Origin of the sequence: Pseudomonas granadensis (assembly GCF_900105485.1) — a bacterium.
Lineage (GTDB): Bacteria > Pseudomonadota > Gammaproteobacteria > Pseudomonadales > Pseudomonadaceae > Aquipseudomonas > Aquipseudomonas granadensis.
The window spans coordinates 1,724,762-1,741,163 of sequence record NZ_LT629778.1; the positions used below are offsets into that span (position 1 = coordinate 1,724,762).

Consider the following 16,402-nt stretch of genomic DNA (forward strand, 5'->3'; position numbering starts at 1 on the left):
CGACACGATGTCCCGCTGAGTCTTGAACTGGCGACGGCGCTCAAGCAGGTCGCGCAGCGTGAAAACGTTACCCTGTTTGTGCTGCTGCTGGCGTCATTCCAGACCCTGCTGCATCGCTACAGCGGACAGGCTGATATCCGCGTCGGCGTACCGGTGGCCAACCGCAATCGGGTCGAGACCGAAGGCCTGATCGGGTTTTTCGTCAACACTCAGGTGCTCAAGGCCGAATTCGACAGTCAGCAGACCGTCCGCAGCCTGCTGCAACAAGTGAAAAACAGCGTGCTCGGCGCGCAAGCCCATCAGGATCTGCCGTTCGAGCAACTGGTCGACGCGCTGCAACCGGAACGCAGCCTCAGCCACAGCCCGCTGTTCCAGGTGATGCACAATCACCAGAGTCAGGCCCGACAGGGGCAGGGCGCAACCCGCCTGCCGCAATTGCACATCGAAGGCTTGCCATGGGCCTCGAACACCGCGCAGTTCGACCTGACCCTGAACACGTTCGAATCGGCTGACAACGTCTGGGCCGAGCTGACCTATGCCACCGATTTGTTTGACCTGGCGACCATCGAGCGCCTGGCGCAACACTGGCTCAATCTGCTGCACGGCATCGTCGCCGACAGTGCTCACCGCATCGCTGATCTGCCGCTGCACAATGCCGCCGAGCGCGAGGCGACCCTGCTGCAATGGAACCCGGCGGTCGTCGATTTCCCCAGCGAACAGTGCCTGCATCATCTGATCGAAGCCCAGGCCGCTCGCGCACCCAACGCCATCGCCGTGAGCTGCGCCGGTGAAACAATGAGTTATGCCGCGCTCAACCGCCGCGCCAACCAATGGGCCCACCAACTGATTGCGCAGGGTGTCGGCCCGGATGTGCGCGTCGGTCTGGCGGTGGAGCGCAGCCTCGACATGCTGGTCGGTCTGTTGGCGATTCTCAAGGCCGGCGGCGCTTATGTGCCGCTGGATCCGAGCTATCCGCAAGAGCGCCTGAGCTACATGATCGGCGACAGTGGCATCGGTTTGCTGCTGACCCAACGCCATCTGCTTGCGCAGTTGCCGGTGCCGGATGCCGTGCACAGCCTGATGCTCGATCAGCAGGGTGAAGACCTTGAAGGCTACAGCGACTGCAATCCGCAAGTCAGCATGAGCGCCGACAACCTCGCCTATGTGATTTACACCTCCGGTTCGACCGGCCAGCCAAAGGGCACCTTGCTCGCGCATCGCAATGTGCTGCGCCTGTTCGAGGCCACCGATGCCTGGTTCGATTTCAGCGCGGACGATGTCTGGAGCCTGTTCCATTCCTACGCCTTCGACTTCTCCGTGTGGGAGATTTTCGGTGCGCTGTTGTACGGCGGCAAACTGGTCGTGGTGCCTTACGAGGTCAGCCGCTCGCCAGAAGATTTCTTTGTCCTGCTCTGCCGTGAAGGCGTCACCGTACTCAATCAGACGCCTTCGGCGTTCAAGCAATTGATGCAAGTGGCCTGCGCGCCGGAGCACGCCGCGCAACAGCCGGCGCTGCGTTATGTGGTGTTCGGCGGCGAGGCATTGGAGGTGAAGAGCCTGCGGCCGTGGTTCGAGCGTTTTGGCGATCAGGCGCCGCAACTGATCAACATGTACGGCATCACCGAAACCACCGTTCACGTCACTTACCGTCCGCTGTCGATGGCCGATTTGCAGGCCGACGCCAGCAGCCCGATCGGCGTGCCAATCCCGGATCTGTCGTGGTATCTGCTCGACGCTGATCTGAATCCGGTGGCCAAGGGTTGCATCGGTGAGCTGTACGTCGGGCGTGCCGGTCTGGCGCGCGGTTATCTGAACCGTGCCGATCTGACGTCACTGCGATTCATCCCCGACCCGTTTGCGGCAGATGGCGGTCGTCTGTATCGCACCGGCGATCTCGCCCGCTATCGCGCCGACGGCGTCGTCGAGTACATCGGGCGAATCGACCATCAGGTGAAAATCCGTGGTTTCCGTATCGAACTGGGCGAGATCGAAGCGCAACTGCAGGCTCAGAAAACCGTGCGCCAGGCCGTGGTGCTCGCGCAATCGGGCCTCAGCGGTCAGCAACTGGTCGCGTGGCTGGTGCCGCAGGATGCTGCGTTGCTTGAGGCCAGTGCGGCCGAGCAGGCGCAGTGGCGCGACAGCGTGCGTGCCGAACTCAAGGACAACCTGCCGGATCACATGATCCCGGCGCACCTGCTGCTGCTCGCGCAATTGCCGTTGACCGCCAACGGCAAACTCAACCGCAGTGCGCTGCCTGCACCGGATGCGAGTCAGGCCCAGCAAGCTTTTCAGGCGCCGCAAAGCGAGCTGGAACAGCGTCTGGCAGCGATCTGGCAAGACGTGCTGAAGTTGCCGCAAGTCGGCCTTAACGATAATTTCTTCGAATTGGGCGGCGACTCGATCATCTCGATTCAAGTGGTCAGCCGCGCGCGTCAGGCCGGGATTGGCCTGAACCCGAAAGACCTGTTCCAGCATCAGACCATTGCGCGACTGGCGCTGGTTGCGCAATTGGGCGCGGAACCCTCATCGATCGATCAACAAGCGGTGAGCGGGGCAGCGCTGCTGCTGCCGATTCAGCAGCAATTCTTCGAAGACGACATTCCTGAGCGCCATCACTGGAACCAGTCGGTGCTGCTCAAGCCGCGTCAGCCACTGGATGCGGACAAGATCGAGCAAGTGCTGCGGGCGCTGGTTGCCCATCACGATGCCCTGCGCCTGAGCTTCACTCAGCGTGGTGGCGTGTGGCAGGCCGAGCACCGTGCCGTCGAAAACCTGCCGGATAATTTGCTGTGGCAGGAGCAGGTCGCCGATGCCACGGCGCTGGAAGCCTTGGGCAACCGCGCCCAGCGCAGCCTCGACCTGCAAAACGGGCCGCTGCTGCGCGCGGTGCTGGCGCAACTGGCTGACGGCACGCAACGTTTGCACCTGTTGATCCATCACCTGGCAGTGGACGGTGTGTCGTGGCGGATTCTGCTCGAAGACCTGCAGAACGCGTATCAGCAATTGCTCGACGGCCAGCCGCTGCGCCTGCCGGCGAAAACCAGCGCCTTCAAGGACTGGAGCGAACACATGCAGCGCTACGCCAACAGCACAGCGTTGCAGCAGGAGCTGGCGTACTGGCAGGCTTGCTTGCGCGATGTCAGCACCGACTTGCCCTGCAAACGCGTGGATGCCGGGCAGCACAATCGTCTGGCGCAGACCGTGCAGACCAGGCTGGGCACGGATCTGACCCGCCAATTGCTGCAGCAAGCCCCGGCGGCCTATCGCACCCAGGTCAACGACCTGTTGCTGACCGCACTGGCGCGGGTGATCGGCCGTTGGAGCGGGCAACCGTCGACGCTGATTCAGCTCGAAGGTCATGGTCGCGAAGAATTGTTCGACGGCGTGGACCTGACCCGCACGGTGGGCTGGTTCACCAGCCTGTTTCCGGTGCGCCTGACCCCGGCGCAAACGCCCGGCGAGACGATCAAACAGGTCAAGGAGCAACTGCGCTCGATCCCCAACAAGGGCATTGGTTTCGGAGCATTGCGTCATCTCGGCAATGCTGACGCACAGCAAAGCCTGCGCGCCTTGCCGACGCCGCGCATCACCTTTAACTACCTCGGCCAGTTCGACGGCAGTTTCGCCGCTGACGAGGCGGCGCTGTTTGCCCCCGCGCCGGACAACGCCGGCCTCGACCAGAGCGCGGACGCGCCGCTGGGTAACTGGTTGACCCTTAATGGTCAGGTGTATGGCGGTGAGTTGCGCGTCGGCTGGACATTCAGCACCGAGCGTTTCGACACGGCGAACATCGAAGCCCTCGCGGCGGATTACGCTGACGAGCTGACCGCGCTGATCGAGCATTGCCTGACCCCAGGCGTCGACGGCCTGACCCCCTCGGACGTCCCGCTGGCCGGGCTGACTCAGGCGCAACTCGATAACTTGCCGGTGCCGGCGCAGCAGATCGCCGACGTCTATCCGCTGTCGGCGATGCAGCAGGGCATGTTGTTCCACAGCCTCTACGAGCAGGCCAGCGGTGATTACCTCAACCAGGTTCGCCTCGATGTCGAAGGCCTCGACCCGCAGCGCTTCCAGCAGGCGTGGCAAGCGGCGGTGGATCACCACGATATCCTGCGCACCGGTTTTGTCTGGCAAGGCCAACTGACACGGCCGCTGCAAGTGGTGCACAAACATTTGCAGATGCCCTTCAGCGTGCTCGACTGGCGCGAGCGCGACGCTTGCCCGAATGAACTCAATGCACTGGCCGCGGCCGAGCAGGCGCAGGGTTTCGACCTGAGTCAGGGGCCGTTGCTGCGGATGGTGGTGGTGCGTCTCGATGCGCAGCGCTGCCATTTGATCTACACCAACCATCACATCCTGATGGACGGCTGGAGCAACTCGCAGTTGCTTGGCGAGGTCTTGCAGCGTTACAGCGGCATCGCCCAGCCGGCGCTGGCCGGGCGGTATCGCGATTACATCGAGTGGCTGCAAGGTCAGGATGTCCAGGCCAGCGAGCATTACTGGACCGCGCAACTGGCGGAGCTGGAGGCGCCGACCTTGTTGGCGCCGGCACTCCAGGCGCAGCGTGGCGACGCCGCACAACAGGGCCATGGCGAGCATTTCTGTGTGCTCGATTCACTGCAAACCCGGCAATTGGGCGAGTTCGCCCGGCAGCAGAAAGTTACCGTCAACACGCTGATTCAAGCGGCGTGGCTGTTGCTGTTGCAGCGCCTGACCGGGCAGGCGAGCGTGGCGTTCGGCGCCACGGTGGCCGGGCGCCCGAGCGAGCTCAAAGGCGTCGAGCAGCAGATCGGCCTGTTCATCAACACCCTGCCGGTGATCGCCAGCCCGCGTGCGCAACTCAGTGTTGGCGAGTGGCTGCAAAGCGTACAGGCGCAAAACCTGGCGCTGCGCGAGCATGAACACACGCCGTTGTTCGACATTCAGCGTTGGGCGGCGCGCAATGGTGAAGCGCTGTTCGACAATATTCTGGTGTTCGAGAACTACCCGGTATCCGAAGCGCTGGCCCAGGGCGCGCCGCAAGAACTGCGTTTCGGCGAAATCGCCAACCACGAACAGACCAACTACCCGCTGACTCTGCTGGTGCATCTGAGCGACGAGTTGTCCATGCACTTCAGCTACCAGTGCGACAGCTTCGCCGCACACAGCGTGGCGCAATTGGGCGAGTTTCTGCAGCGTTTGCTCGGGCAGATGAGCGAATCGAGCGAACGTACGCTTGGCGAGTTGCAGTTGGTCGTAGACGTTCCTCGCGTTGACACCTCGTTCGTCACTGAACAGTGCATTCATCAGGCCATTTCCGATCGCGTAGCGGTGACGCCTGATGCGCTGGCGGTGACGTTCAGCGACCGTCAACTGACTTACGCCGAACTGGACGCACAGGCCAATCGTCTGGCGCACAAACTGACCGAAATGGGCGTCGGCCCGGAAGTGCGCGTGGGCGTGGCGATGCCGCGCTCCGAGCAGTTGCTCATCGCGCTGCTGGCAGTGCTCAAGGCTGGCGGCGCCTATGTGCCGCTGGACCCGGATTACCCGGCCGATCGCGTCGCTTACATGCTCGAAGACAGCCGTGCGCGAGTGTTGCTCACCGAGCAAGCGGTCGCCGCGACGTTGAGCGTACCGGCCCAAACCCAAGTGGTGCTGATGGATCTGGTTGATCTGAGCCGGTACCCAACCGCTGCGCCGCAAACGAACGTGCAGCCCGACAACCTCGCCTTTGTGATCTACACCTCCGGCTCCACCGGCAAGCCAAAAGGCGTGGCGATCGCCCATCGCAACGTCATGGCACTGATCGACTGGTCGGCCAAGGCCTACAGCCGCGACGATATTCAAGGCGTGCTGGCGTCGACGTCAGTGTGCTTCGATTTGTCGGTGTGGGAGCTGTTCGTAACGTTGGCCAACGGCGGTTCGCTGATCATCGCGCGCAACGCTTTGGAGCTGGCGCAATTGCCGGCGCGCGATCAGGTGCGGTTGATCAACACCGTGCCGTCAGCGATCGCCGCACTGCAACGTGCCGGGCAGATTCCTGCCAGCGTACGGATCATCAATCTGGCCGGCGAACCGCTCAAGCAAGGCCTGGTCGACGCGCTGTATCAACAGCCGAACGTTGAGCACGTCTACGACCTGTACGGCCCGTCGGAAGACACCACCTATTCGACCTGGACCCGCCGTGTTTCGGGTGGTCAACCGCGTATCGGTCGTGCTCTCGATCACAGCGCCAGTCATTTGCTGGATGCCGATCTGCATCTCGTACCGCAGGGCGTTGCAGCGGAGCTGTACCTGTCCGGCGCTGGCATCACCCGCGGTTACCTTGGCCGTGCGGCGATGACTGCCGAACGTTTCGTCCCCAATCCATTCAGCGGCAACGGCGAGCGCCTGTACCGCACCGGCGACCTGATTCGCCAGCGTGAACAGGGCAACCTCGAATACCTTGGCCGCATCGACCACCAAGTGAAGATTCGCGGCTTGCGTATCGAACTGGGCGAGATCGAAGCACGCCTGGTTGCGCATGCTGAAGTGCGCGAAGCGGTGGTGATTGCCAGTGAAGTGACGGGCAGCCAGCAACTGATCGCCTATCTGGTACCGGTCGATCCGACAGTGATCGAGGCCGGTGCCGAGTTGCAAGGGGATCTGTACGACCGCCTCAGCACCTGGCTGGGCTCAGCCCTGCCGGACTACATGGTGCCCAGCCATCGCCTGTGGCTGGCGCAACTGCCGCTGACCCCCAACGGCAAGATCGATCGCAAGCGCTTGCCGGCGCCGGAATCGAACGCGGTGCAACAACACGTCGAACCGGTCAACGCCACCGAGCAGACGCTGGTGGATATCTGGAAGGAAGTGCTGGGGCTGGCGCAGGTCAGCACTCGCGACAGCTTCTTCGCCTTGGGCGGCGATTCGATTGTCTCCATTCAGGTGGTCAGCCGCGCCCGTCAGCAAGGCCTGGAACTGAGTCCGAAAGACCTGTTCCAGCACCCGACCATTGAGCAATTGGCCCAGCGCGTCGGTAGCAGCAGCAACGTTGCGCCGACGGCGCTGATCGAGATGCCGCTGCATGGCCTGAGTGATGCGCAAGTCGCCGATTTGCCGCTGGCGCAGGATCAGTTGGCCGGGCTTTATCGTCTGTCACCGATGCAGCAGGGCATGCTGTTCCTCGGCTTGAATTCGCCGGAATCGGACCTCTACATCAACCAGTTGAGCATTGCCGTGCAAGGCCTTGATCCGGCGCGTTTACACGCGGCCTGGGCCAGCGTCAGTCGTCGCCACGACATTCTGCGCACGGGTTTCCTCTGGCAGGACATGGCCGAGCCGCTGCAGTTCGTGCTCGCCGATCCGCAACTGCCGTTCTGCCTGCTCGACTGGCGTGACCAGGCTCACTCGGCCGAGGCGCTGCAAGCATTGGCCGACGCCGAGCGAGCCAAAGGCTTCGATCTCGATCAGCCACCGCTGCAACGCCTGACGCTGGTTCAGGTTGGCGCGGACAGTTATCAATTGATCTGGACCTATCACCACATCCTGATCGACGGCTGGAGCAGTTCGCAGCTGATCGGCGAAGTGCTGAGTCAGTACTCCGGCACACCGCTGGCCGAGGCGGTGCCGTACCGTCATTACATCAACTGGCTGCAGCAGCAAGACGACGCGGCCAGCGAAGGCTTCTGGCGTCAGCAACTGAATCAGCTCGACGAGCCGACTTACCTTGCCGACGCGGTGTCGCGCACTGGCAGCGGTCGCGGTCACGAGGCGCTGTACAGCCGCTTGGGCGCCGCTCGCACCGAACAGCTCAAAGCTTTTGCGCAAGCGCAGCAAGTCACGCTTAACACGCTGGTGCAGGGTGCCTGGCTGATGCTGCTCAGCCGTTACAGCGGCCAGCGCTGCGTGGCGTTCGGGGCGACGGTGGCGGGGCGCCCGGCGAGCCTGCCGGCGTCGGAGTCGATCCTCGGCCTGTTCATCAACACCCTGCCGGTGATCAAGGACGTGCCGGCCGAGCAAGCGGTCGGCGACTGGCTGCGTGATCTGCAGGACTTCAACCTCGAACTGCGTGAGCGCGAATACACGCCGCTGACCGACGTGCAGCGTTGGGCCGGGCGGGCGGGGCAGGCGTTGTTCGACAGCATCATCGTCTTCGAGAATCACCCGATCGATCAGGCGCTGCGCGAATGGCGCGACGACTCGCTGACATTCGGCGAGATCAGCAACGCCGGCCTGACCAACTTCCCGATGGACTTGATGGTCACGCTCGAAGAAGGGCTGGTGATCGAATACATGTTCCTGCGTGAGCATTTTGATCTCGCAACCGTGGAAGGCATTCGCGCCAACATGGAAGGCCTGCTCGCTGCATTGGCCGCAGATGCCGCGCAACCGCTCGGGCGGATCGGTTTGCCGAGCGCTCGGTCGGTGGTCGCGCCGAGCCTGCCAGCCGCTTCTCCGGCGCTGGCGGTGCATCAGCGTATTGCGCAACGGGCACTGGAGCAGGGCGAGCAGACGGCGGTGATCTTCAACGGCCAGGCGTTCAGCTATGCGCAGATTGACGCTCGCGCCAACCGTCTGGCCCATGCGTTGATCGCTGAAGGCGTAGGGCCGGAGGTACGCGTCGGTGTCGCGCTGCCGCGCAGCGAAAACCTGATCGTGGCGTTGCTCGCGGTGCTCAAGGCCGGCGGCGCTTACGTGCCGCTCGATGCGACTTACCCGCGTGAACGCCTGAGCTACCTGATGGGTGATTCCGGTATCGCCTTGTTGCTCAGCGATTCCAGTCTGCGTGAGGTCATGCCGACGCAGGCCAGTCTGCCTGTGCTGGAGCTGGATCAGCTCGATCTGAGTGGTCAGCCGGAGAGCGCACCGCAGGTCGCCGTGCATGCGGACAACCTCGCTTACGTCATCTACACCTCTGGCTCCACCGGCCAGCCGAAAGGCGTCGGCGTCGCCCACGGGCCGTTGGCGATGCACTGCGAGGCGATCGGTCAGCGTTACGAAATGACCGCAGCCGATTGCGAATTGCACTTCATGTCGTTCGCCTTCGACGGCGCCCATGAGCGCTGGTTGACCACATTGACCCACGGCGCGCGTCTGCTGATCCGTGACGACAGCCTGTGGACCGCCGAGCAGACTTACGAAGCGCTGCACGAATATGGCGTGACCGTGGCGGCGTTTCCGCCGGTGTACCTGCAGCAATTGGCCGAGCACGCCGAGCAGCACGGCAACCCGCCCGCGGTGCGCATCTATTGCTTCGGTGGCGATGCGGTGCCGGTGGCGAGTTTTGAGCTGGCCAAACGTGCGCTGAAGCCGCAGTACATCATCAATGGCTACGGCCCGACGGAAACTGTGGTCACGCCACTGATCTGGAAGGCCGGCGCTGACGACGTATGCGGTGCGGCCTACGCACCGATTGGCACGGTGGTCGGCGAGCGTAGCGGTTACGTGCTCGACGCCGACCTCAATCCGCTGCCACTGGGACTTGCCGGCGAGCTGTACCTGGGCGGCGCGTTGGCCCGTGGTTATCTGGGCCGCGCCGGCGGCAGCGCCGAGCGCTTCGTCGCCAACCCGTTCAGCGCCGACGGCAGCCGTCTGTACCGCACCGGCGACCTGGTGCGCCAGCGCGAAGACGGCACCGTCGACTATCTCGGGCGCATCGATCAGCAGGTGAAGATCCGTGGTTTCCGTATCGAGCTGGGCGAAGTCGAGGCGCGTCTCAAGCAGCAAGCCGGCGTGCGCGACGCCGCGGTGGTGGCCCGCGACGGCGTCAGCGGCAAGCAGTTGCTCGGGTATGTCGTCGCTATGGCCGACGTCGCGGTGGACGGTTTCTGCGAGCGCCTGCGCGACCAGCTCAAGGCCAGCCTGCCGGACTACATGGTGCCTGCGCACCTGATGCTGCTCGAACGCATGCCGCTGACACCGAACGGCAAACTTGACCGCAAGGCCTTGCCGAACCCGGATGCCGAACAGCGCCAGGCTTATCTGGCGCCGCGCACCGAGCTGGAAAAGGCGCTGGCGAAGATCTGGCGAGACGTGCTGAAAATCGAACGCGTCGGCCTCAGCGACAACTTCTTCGAACTGGGCGGCGACTCGATCCTCAGCCTGCAAGTGATCGCCCGCAGCCGTGTGCTCAAAGCCCAGGGCCTGAGTTTGAAACTGCGCGACCTGATGCAGAAACCGAGCATCGCCGAGCTGGTGGCCAGCGTGCAAGGCAGCACCGAAAAAGCCAGCGCAATGTTGGCGATGAATGTTCACGTTGACGGTGTCGCGCCGCTGTTCTGCATCCACGCAGGCTTCGGCACGGTGTTCGATTACGAGCCGTTGGCGCGACGTCTGAACGGACGCCGCCAGGTGTTGGCGATCCAGTCGCGGATGCTCCTCGATCCGACGTTCCAAGACGCCTCGCTGCAGAGCATGGCCAGCGACTACGTTGCGCAGATTCGCGCAAAACAGGCGCATGGACCGTACCACCTGTTGGGCTGGTCGCTGGGCGGGACCCTGGCGATGCTGGTCGCGGCGCAACTGGAGCAAACCGGGCAGCCGGTGAGATTTGTCGGTCTGGTGGACAGCTTCGTGCCGTCGGCCAGGGTCAACGAAGGCGCGGTTGATGACTGGCAAGCCGACTTGCGTGACTTCCTGCACGTGACGCTGCCGGATGCTGCGCCAGGTTTGAGTATCGACGGCGAAGAAACCCCGCAGAACCTTCGTGCACTGTTCGGCCGCGTCATGAGCAGCGCGCGCGGGGCTTCGACCTACGTGGCGCTGGGCGCCGATGAACTGGCTCATGTGTTCAGCGTCGCCCGCCGACTCAAACAGCTGTCGCTGCAACTGGACCGCTGCACACCGTTGGCGATCACGCCGATGTGCTGGTGGACCCTGGGCCGCGAAGAGGAAGCCTTGCAATTGGCAGCGCAACTGGAGCAGCCGGGCATGGGCGGTGAATGGCTCGCTTGCGGGCACTTCCAGATTCCGCGTGATGCAACGTTTCTGTCCGAGGCTGAAGAAATGCTCGGCGAGATCGTTGAACCTGTAGCCATGTCCTGAACTGAACAGCGGTGGGGCGCCTGTGGCGTTTCACTGCGCTGGAGATTTGAATGTCGTTGAACCCTGATATCGCCGCGTTTTTGCAACTGGTCGGCAACGGCCGGGCGAGTGGCAAACGCGTGGGCATGCACCAACTGAGTCCGGCCGAGGCGCGTGAGCAGTTCGATCAATCTTCACTGTTGATGGACGCTGGCGGTGAAGAACTGCACGGGGTGGATGAGCTGCAATTGCCGGTGCGCGATGGCGCGCTGCTCAATGCACGGATCTACAGTAACCAGCCTTTGAGCGCGGGTGCTGGCCGACCGGCGCTGTTGTATTTCCATGGCGGTGGATATGTGGTCGGTAGCCTCGATTCCCATGATTCGCTGTGCCGGGCGCTGGCCGCGATGGCTGACTGCGTGGTGCTGTCGGTGGCGTATCGGCTGGCACCGGAGTTTCGCTTTCCCACTGCGGCGGATGATGCCCGTGATGCCTGGGACTGGTTGGTGGCCGGTGCTGCGGATCTCGGCGTGGATGCCTCGCGTCTGGCGGTTGCCGGTGACAGCGTGGGCGGCAGCCTGGCCACGGTGCTGGCGGCGCAACTGGCCGGTGCCGTGGTTCGGCCGCGTTTGCAGGTGCTGATCTATCCGGTGACCGATGCCAGTCGCGGCACGCCTTCGATCGAGCGGTTTGCTGAAGGTCATCTGTTGGAGAAGGCGTCGCTGGAGTGGTTTTACGGCCACTATCAGCGTGATCTCGCCGATCGTCTCGATCCGCGGTTTTCGCCGTTGCTCGGGGAAGTCTCGGCTGATGTTGCACCGGTGCTGCTGGTGTTGGCCGAGTGTGATCCGCTGCATGATGAGGGGGTGGCGTATGCGTGTCATTTGCAGGCGGCGGGGGTGGCAGTCGAGCTCAAGGTGTATGCGGGGATGACGCACGACTTCCTGCGCATGGGCGCGATTGTCGATGAGGCTGAGGAGGCGCAGTTGTTTATTGCCGGGCGTTTGGCTCAGGCGTTTGCTCGGGGGTGATTTTGTTTTGGCCTTGGCGGCCTTGGCGGCCTTTGGGCCGACCAGGCTGTGGTTTGGTGGTGTGAATATCCGTTTTTTTGGGTGTGGCGGCTGGCGGTTCCGCCCTTACGGCGGGTCACCTTTTTCAAACGCCAAAAAGGTAACCCAAAACGCTTGCTCCTACGTTCGGCCCTCGCAGGCTCGGGTCCCTTCGCTCCGGGATCGATCCGGGCGCAGCGGCTACGGTTTGCTTCGCTGCACCTCCTTCCGCTGTGTCTGGCTGCGCCAGACGGTCGCTGCGCTCCCACGCCCGGATCAATCCCTCCACTCAGCCTTCCGACGTCGCCGGTGACGCAAGATCAAGATCAAGAGCACGCGAGCTAACGCTCATTGTTGAGTGGTTAGAAGCGGGTGGTTGGCTTTCGGATTGTGGTGTGGCTGCCCCTCACCCCAGCCCTCTCCCGGAGGGAGAGGGAGCCGATCTGCGCGCCGTTCAAAACTTGTGTTCGACTCGGTATTTCACGTCGGCAGATCTTTCGCAACCACCCCGGTCAGTCCCTGAGGGGGTGGCGTATGCGTGTCATTTGCGGGCGGCGGGGGTGGCTGTCGAGCTCAAGGTGTATGCGGGGATGACGCACGACTTCCTGCGCATGGGCGCGATTGTCGATGAGGCTGAGGAGGCGCAGTTGTTTATTGCCGGGCGTTTGGCTCAGGCGTTTGCTCGGGGGTGATTTTGTTTTGGCCTTGGCGGCCTTGGCGGCCTTTGGGCCGACCAGGCTGTGGTTTGGTGGTGTGAATATCCGTTTTTTTGGGTGTGGCGGCTGGCGGTTCCGCCCTTACGGCGGGTCACCTTTTTCAAACGCCAAAAAGGTAACCCAAAACGCTTGCTCCTACGTACGGCCCTCGCAAGCTCGGGTCCCTTCGCTCCGGGACCGATCCGGGCGCAGCGGCTACGGTTTGCTTCGCTGCACCTCCTTCCGCTGTGTCTGGCTGCGCCAGACGGTCGCTGCGCTCCCACGCCCGGATCAATCCCTGCGCTCAGCCTTCCGATGTCGCCGGTGACGCAAGATCAAGATCAAGATCAAGATCAAGATCAAGAGCACGCGAGCTAACGCTCATTGTTGAGTGGTTAGAAGCGGGTGGTTGGCTTTCGGATTGTGGTGTGGCTGCCCCTCACCCCAGCCCTCTCCCGGAGGGAGAGGGAGCCGATCTGCGCGCCGTTCAAAATTCGCATTCGACTCGGTATCGCAGGTCGGTGTAGTTCTCGCATCCACCACAGTCAGTTCCCTCTCCCCCTGGGAGAGGGCTAGGGTGAGGGGCTTTTGATCTGCAGAACCTGCACGCACGAATCGGTAATCCGCATTCATAACCATAAATCTTCCACACCAAACCAACCCCCAACACCCAACCCAGACTCCCGCTCCCCACCACTCATACAATGAGCGCAAGCTCGAGTGCTCTTGATCTTGCCGTGCCGGCCCCTTCGGCAGGCTGAGTGGAGGGATCGATCCGGGGGTGGGAGCGTAGCGACCGTCTGGCGTAGCCAGACACAGCGGAAGGAGGTGCAGCGCAGCAAACCGTAGCCGCTGCGCCCGGATCGGTCCCGGAGCGAAGGAACCCGAGCCTGCGAGGGCCGTACGCCGGGGCCAAGCCTTTTTGGGTACTTTTTCGGCGTTTGGAAAAAGTGCCTCGCCGTAAGGGCGAAACCGCCAGCCGCAGCACCCAAAAAAACGGATATTCACCCAAAACTCAAAACTCAAAACTCAAAACCCAAGAGCCTGGCCGGCCCAAAGGCCGCCACGCGCAAAAAAAAACGCCAGCAATCGCCGGCGTTTTTCTCAAACTCAAAGCGCTGAAAACCTCACCAGTTGTAAGTCACATCAGCCGTCATCGTCCGGCTCTCACCGTAGTAGCAGTCAAGCGTGCTATTACACGCAGCCACATACTTCTCGTTGGTCAGGTTCTGCAGGTTGGCCTGCAACTTCACACCCTTGACATGCAGTGGCGATTTTTCCAGATCGTAGGAAACCATCGCGTCATACACGGTGTAAGACGGCACCTGGAAAGAATCCGACTCGTAGTCCGAACCGTAACTCTGCTGCACATAGCGCGCCCCCAGACCCATGCCGAAACCGGCCAGCGCCGTGGAAATATCGAAGTCGTAGTTGACCCATGCCGACGCGGTCAGCGGTGGGCGCATGGCCAGGGTGCGGCCTTCACGACCGTCGTTGTCTTTTTCCCACTTGGTCTGGTTGCGCGACACCGAACCGAGTACCCGCAGGTTCTGGGTCACGTTGACCTTGCCTTCCAGCTCGACGCCACGCGAACGTACGGTACCGCTCTGGCTGCTGAAACCCGGGTTGTCGAGATCGGAGGTCAGCATGTTGTCCTGATCGATCTGGTAAGCCGAGATCTGGATGAAGCCATCGATGAAGGTCGGTTCGTACTTGATACCCACTTCGTACTGCTTGCCAGTGGTCGGTTCGAAGGCGCTGCCGCTCATGTCGGTACCCGTTTGCGGCAGGAACGATTCGGCGTAGCTGACGTATGGCGTGATGCCGTTCGCGAATTCATAGCCCAGGCCCGCGCGGCCGGTGAACTTCTCGTCCTTCTGGTTGCTGTGGCCATCGGTCAGCGGTTGCTTGTTATCGGTTTCGGCGAAGTCATAACGACCGCCGAGGGTCAGGAACCACTGGTTCCAGCGCAGTTGATCCTGGGCGTAGAGGCCGGTCTGGGTGATGGTGTTGTCCCACTTGTAGGGCTGGCGGAAGTTGATCGCGCTGCCATACACCGGGTTGTAGAGATCGATACCCGGCGCGGTGCGGTCGTACAGGCCGAGGAACTTCGAGTTGGAATGGTAGTAGTCCACGCCCAGCAGTACGGTGTGCTCGAGTTCGCCGGTGTTGAACTTGGCCTGGGCGATGTTATCGATGCCGTAGACCTTGTTGTGCTGCGACCAGTCCACCGCGTAGCGGCTCTGGAAGCTGTTGTCGTCAAGGCCGGTCACCGGGTTGGTCGGGAACGAGTAGCCGTGCAGCGGCGCGACGTACTGGTCGTTGACGTCGGCGTAGCGCGCGTTCTGCTTGAAGGTCCAGATATCGTTGAGTTCGTGCGCGATCTCGTAACCGACCACGAACTGTTCGCGGTGGTACTTGTTCACGTCCGGCTCGCCGATGAACAGGCTGCGGCCGATGCGGCCGTTGGAAGTGCTCTTGACCGTGCCGAAGGCCGGCAGGCCCTGGGCTTCCGGTACGTCGTGGTCTTTCTGGTACTGGCCGAAGACGGTGATGGTGGTGCGGTCGTTCGGCAGCCAGGTCAGACTCGGTGCGAGCAGCATGCGGTTCTGGCTCGCGTAGTCGATCGCCGAGCCGCTGTCGTTGACCACACCGGTCAGGCGATAAAGGAACTCGCCCTGGTCGTCGATCGGTCCGCCGAGGTCGAAGGCGCCGTATTTACGGTCATAGCTGCCGCCGCCGATCTTCACTTCGTGCAGCGGGGTGGCGGTCGGGCGCTTGCTGACCATGTTGACGATACCGCCGGGCTGGTTCTGGCCGTACAGCACCGAGGCCGGGCCCTTGAGTACTTCGATGCGCTCCAGGGTGTACGGGTCGATCTGCAGCGAACCGCCGGTGCTGCCGCCGCCATAGGGCATGTGCAGGCCGTCGAGGTACAGCGGGGTGGGCGAGAAGCCGCGCGAGGTCGGTTCGTCGAAAATCTTCACCCGGTCAGCGAAGCCGCCGCCGGTCATGCCCGGGGTGTAGCGCAGGGCTTCGGTGACCGATTGTGAGCCGCGCATCTTGATCTCGTCCTGGGTGACGACGTTGATGGTCTGCGGGATGACTTTGATCGCGGTATCAGTCTTGGAGCCGGTGGCGCTGCGTTTGGCGACGATGCCGTCGACCGGGCCCCAGGCTGATTCGGCAGTGGCGGAAATGTTCGTCGGTGCGAGGTCGAGGCTGGCGCCGCTGTTGCTGCGCGAGCGCAGGGCGACGTTGTTGCCGTCGACGCTGTAGGCAATGTCGGTACCTTTGAGCAACTGCGCGATCGCGGCCGTCGGTTCGAGGGTGCCGCTGACGGCGCTGCTGCGCAGACCACTGACTTCATCCGGGCTGTACAGCACTTGCAGGTTGGTCTGGCGACCGAATTCCTGCAAAGCGCTCCCCAGCGACTGTGCAGGAATATTGATCGCCACGGCTGCAGCCTGTGCCTGACCGACGATCGGCAGCGTGAGGGCCATGGCGCACAGCGCCGGCAAGGTGGAACGCAAGGAGCGGCGGATCAGCAGAGCCTTGGCGAGCGGGTGGAGACCGTGCGGTGCGGGCATTATTCTTCTACTCTTCAAAGTGTTGACTGAGAACTATTTCTATTAACTGTAGATAAGACGTTGAGCCCTCCGAAAACCGGAA

The 16,402-nt window shown here is 62.7% G+C and carries 3 protein-coding genes (1 of these 3 only partly in view); 2 read left to right on the plus strand and 1 reads right to left on the minus strand.

The annotated features are described in order from the left end of the window. A protein-coding gene (locus BLU52_RS07630; RefSeq protein ID WP_090282609.1) for a non-ribosomal peptide synthetase crosses the window boundary here: on the plus strand, positions 1-11,007 show its 3' portion. It extends 3,981 nt beyond the left edge of the window; the window shows 11,007 of its 14,988 coding nt (coding positions 3,982-14,988); its start codon lies off the left edge, out of view; the stop codon is at positions 11,005-11,007. A 50-nt stretch (positions 11,008-11,057) separates the two neighbouring features. Further along, positions 11,058-12,017, plus strand: a complete 960-nt coding sequence (locus BLU52_RS07635; RefSeq protein ID WP_090282610.1) for an alpha/beta hydrolase — start codon at positions 11,058-11,060, stop codon at positions 12,015-12,017. Positions 12,018-13,857: 1,840 nt separating this feature from the next. On the opposite strand, the gene BLU52_RS07640 is transcribed toward BLU52_RS07635, so the two are convergent. Then, the gene (locus tag BLU52_RS07640; RefSeq protein ID WP_090282611.1) at positions 13,858-16,320 is read right to left on the minus strand and encodes a TonB-dependent siderophore receptor; all 2,463 of its coding nucleotides are present in this window, start codon (positions 16,318-16,320) and stop codon (positions 13,858-13,860) included. Positions 16,321-16,402 lie beyond the last annotated feature (82 nt).

Excerpts from the sequence above, each read along its gene's own strand:
- BLU52_RS07635 (WP_090282610.1), top strand. The coding sequence starts at position 11,058 with ATGTCGTTGAACCCTGATATCGCCGCGTTTTTGCAACTGGTCGGCAAC.
- BLU52_RS07640 (WP_090282611.1), bottom strand. The coding sequence starts at position 16,320 with ATGCCCGCACCGCACGGTCTCCACCCGCTCGCCAAGGCTCTGCTGATC.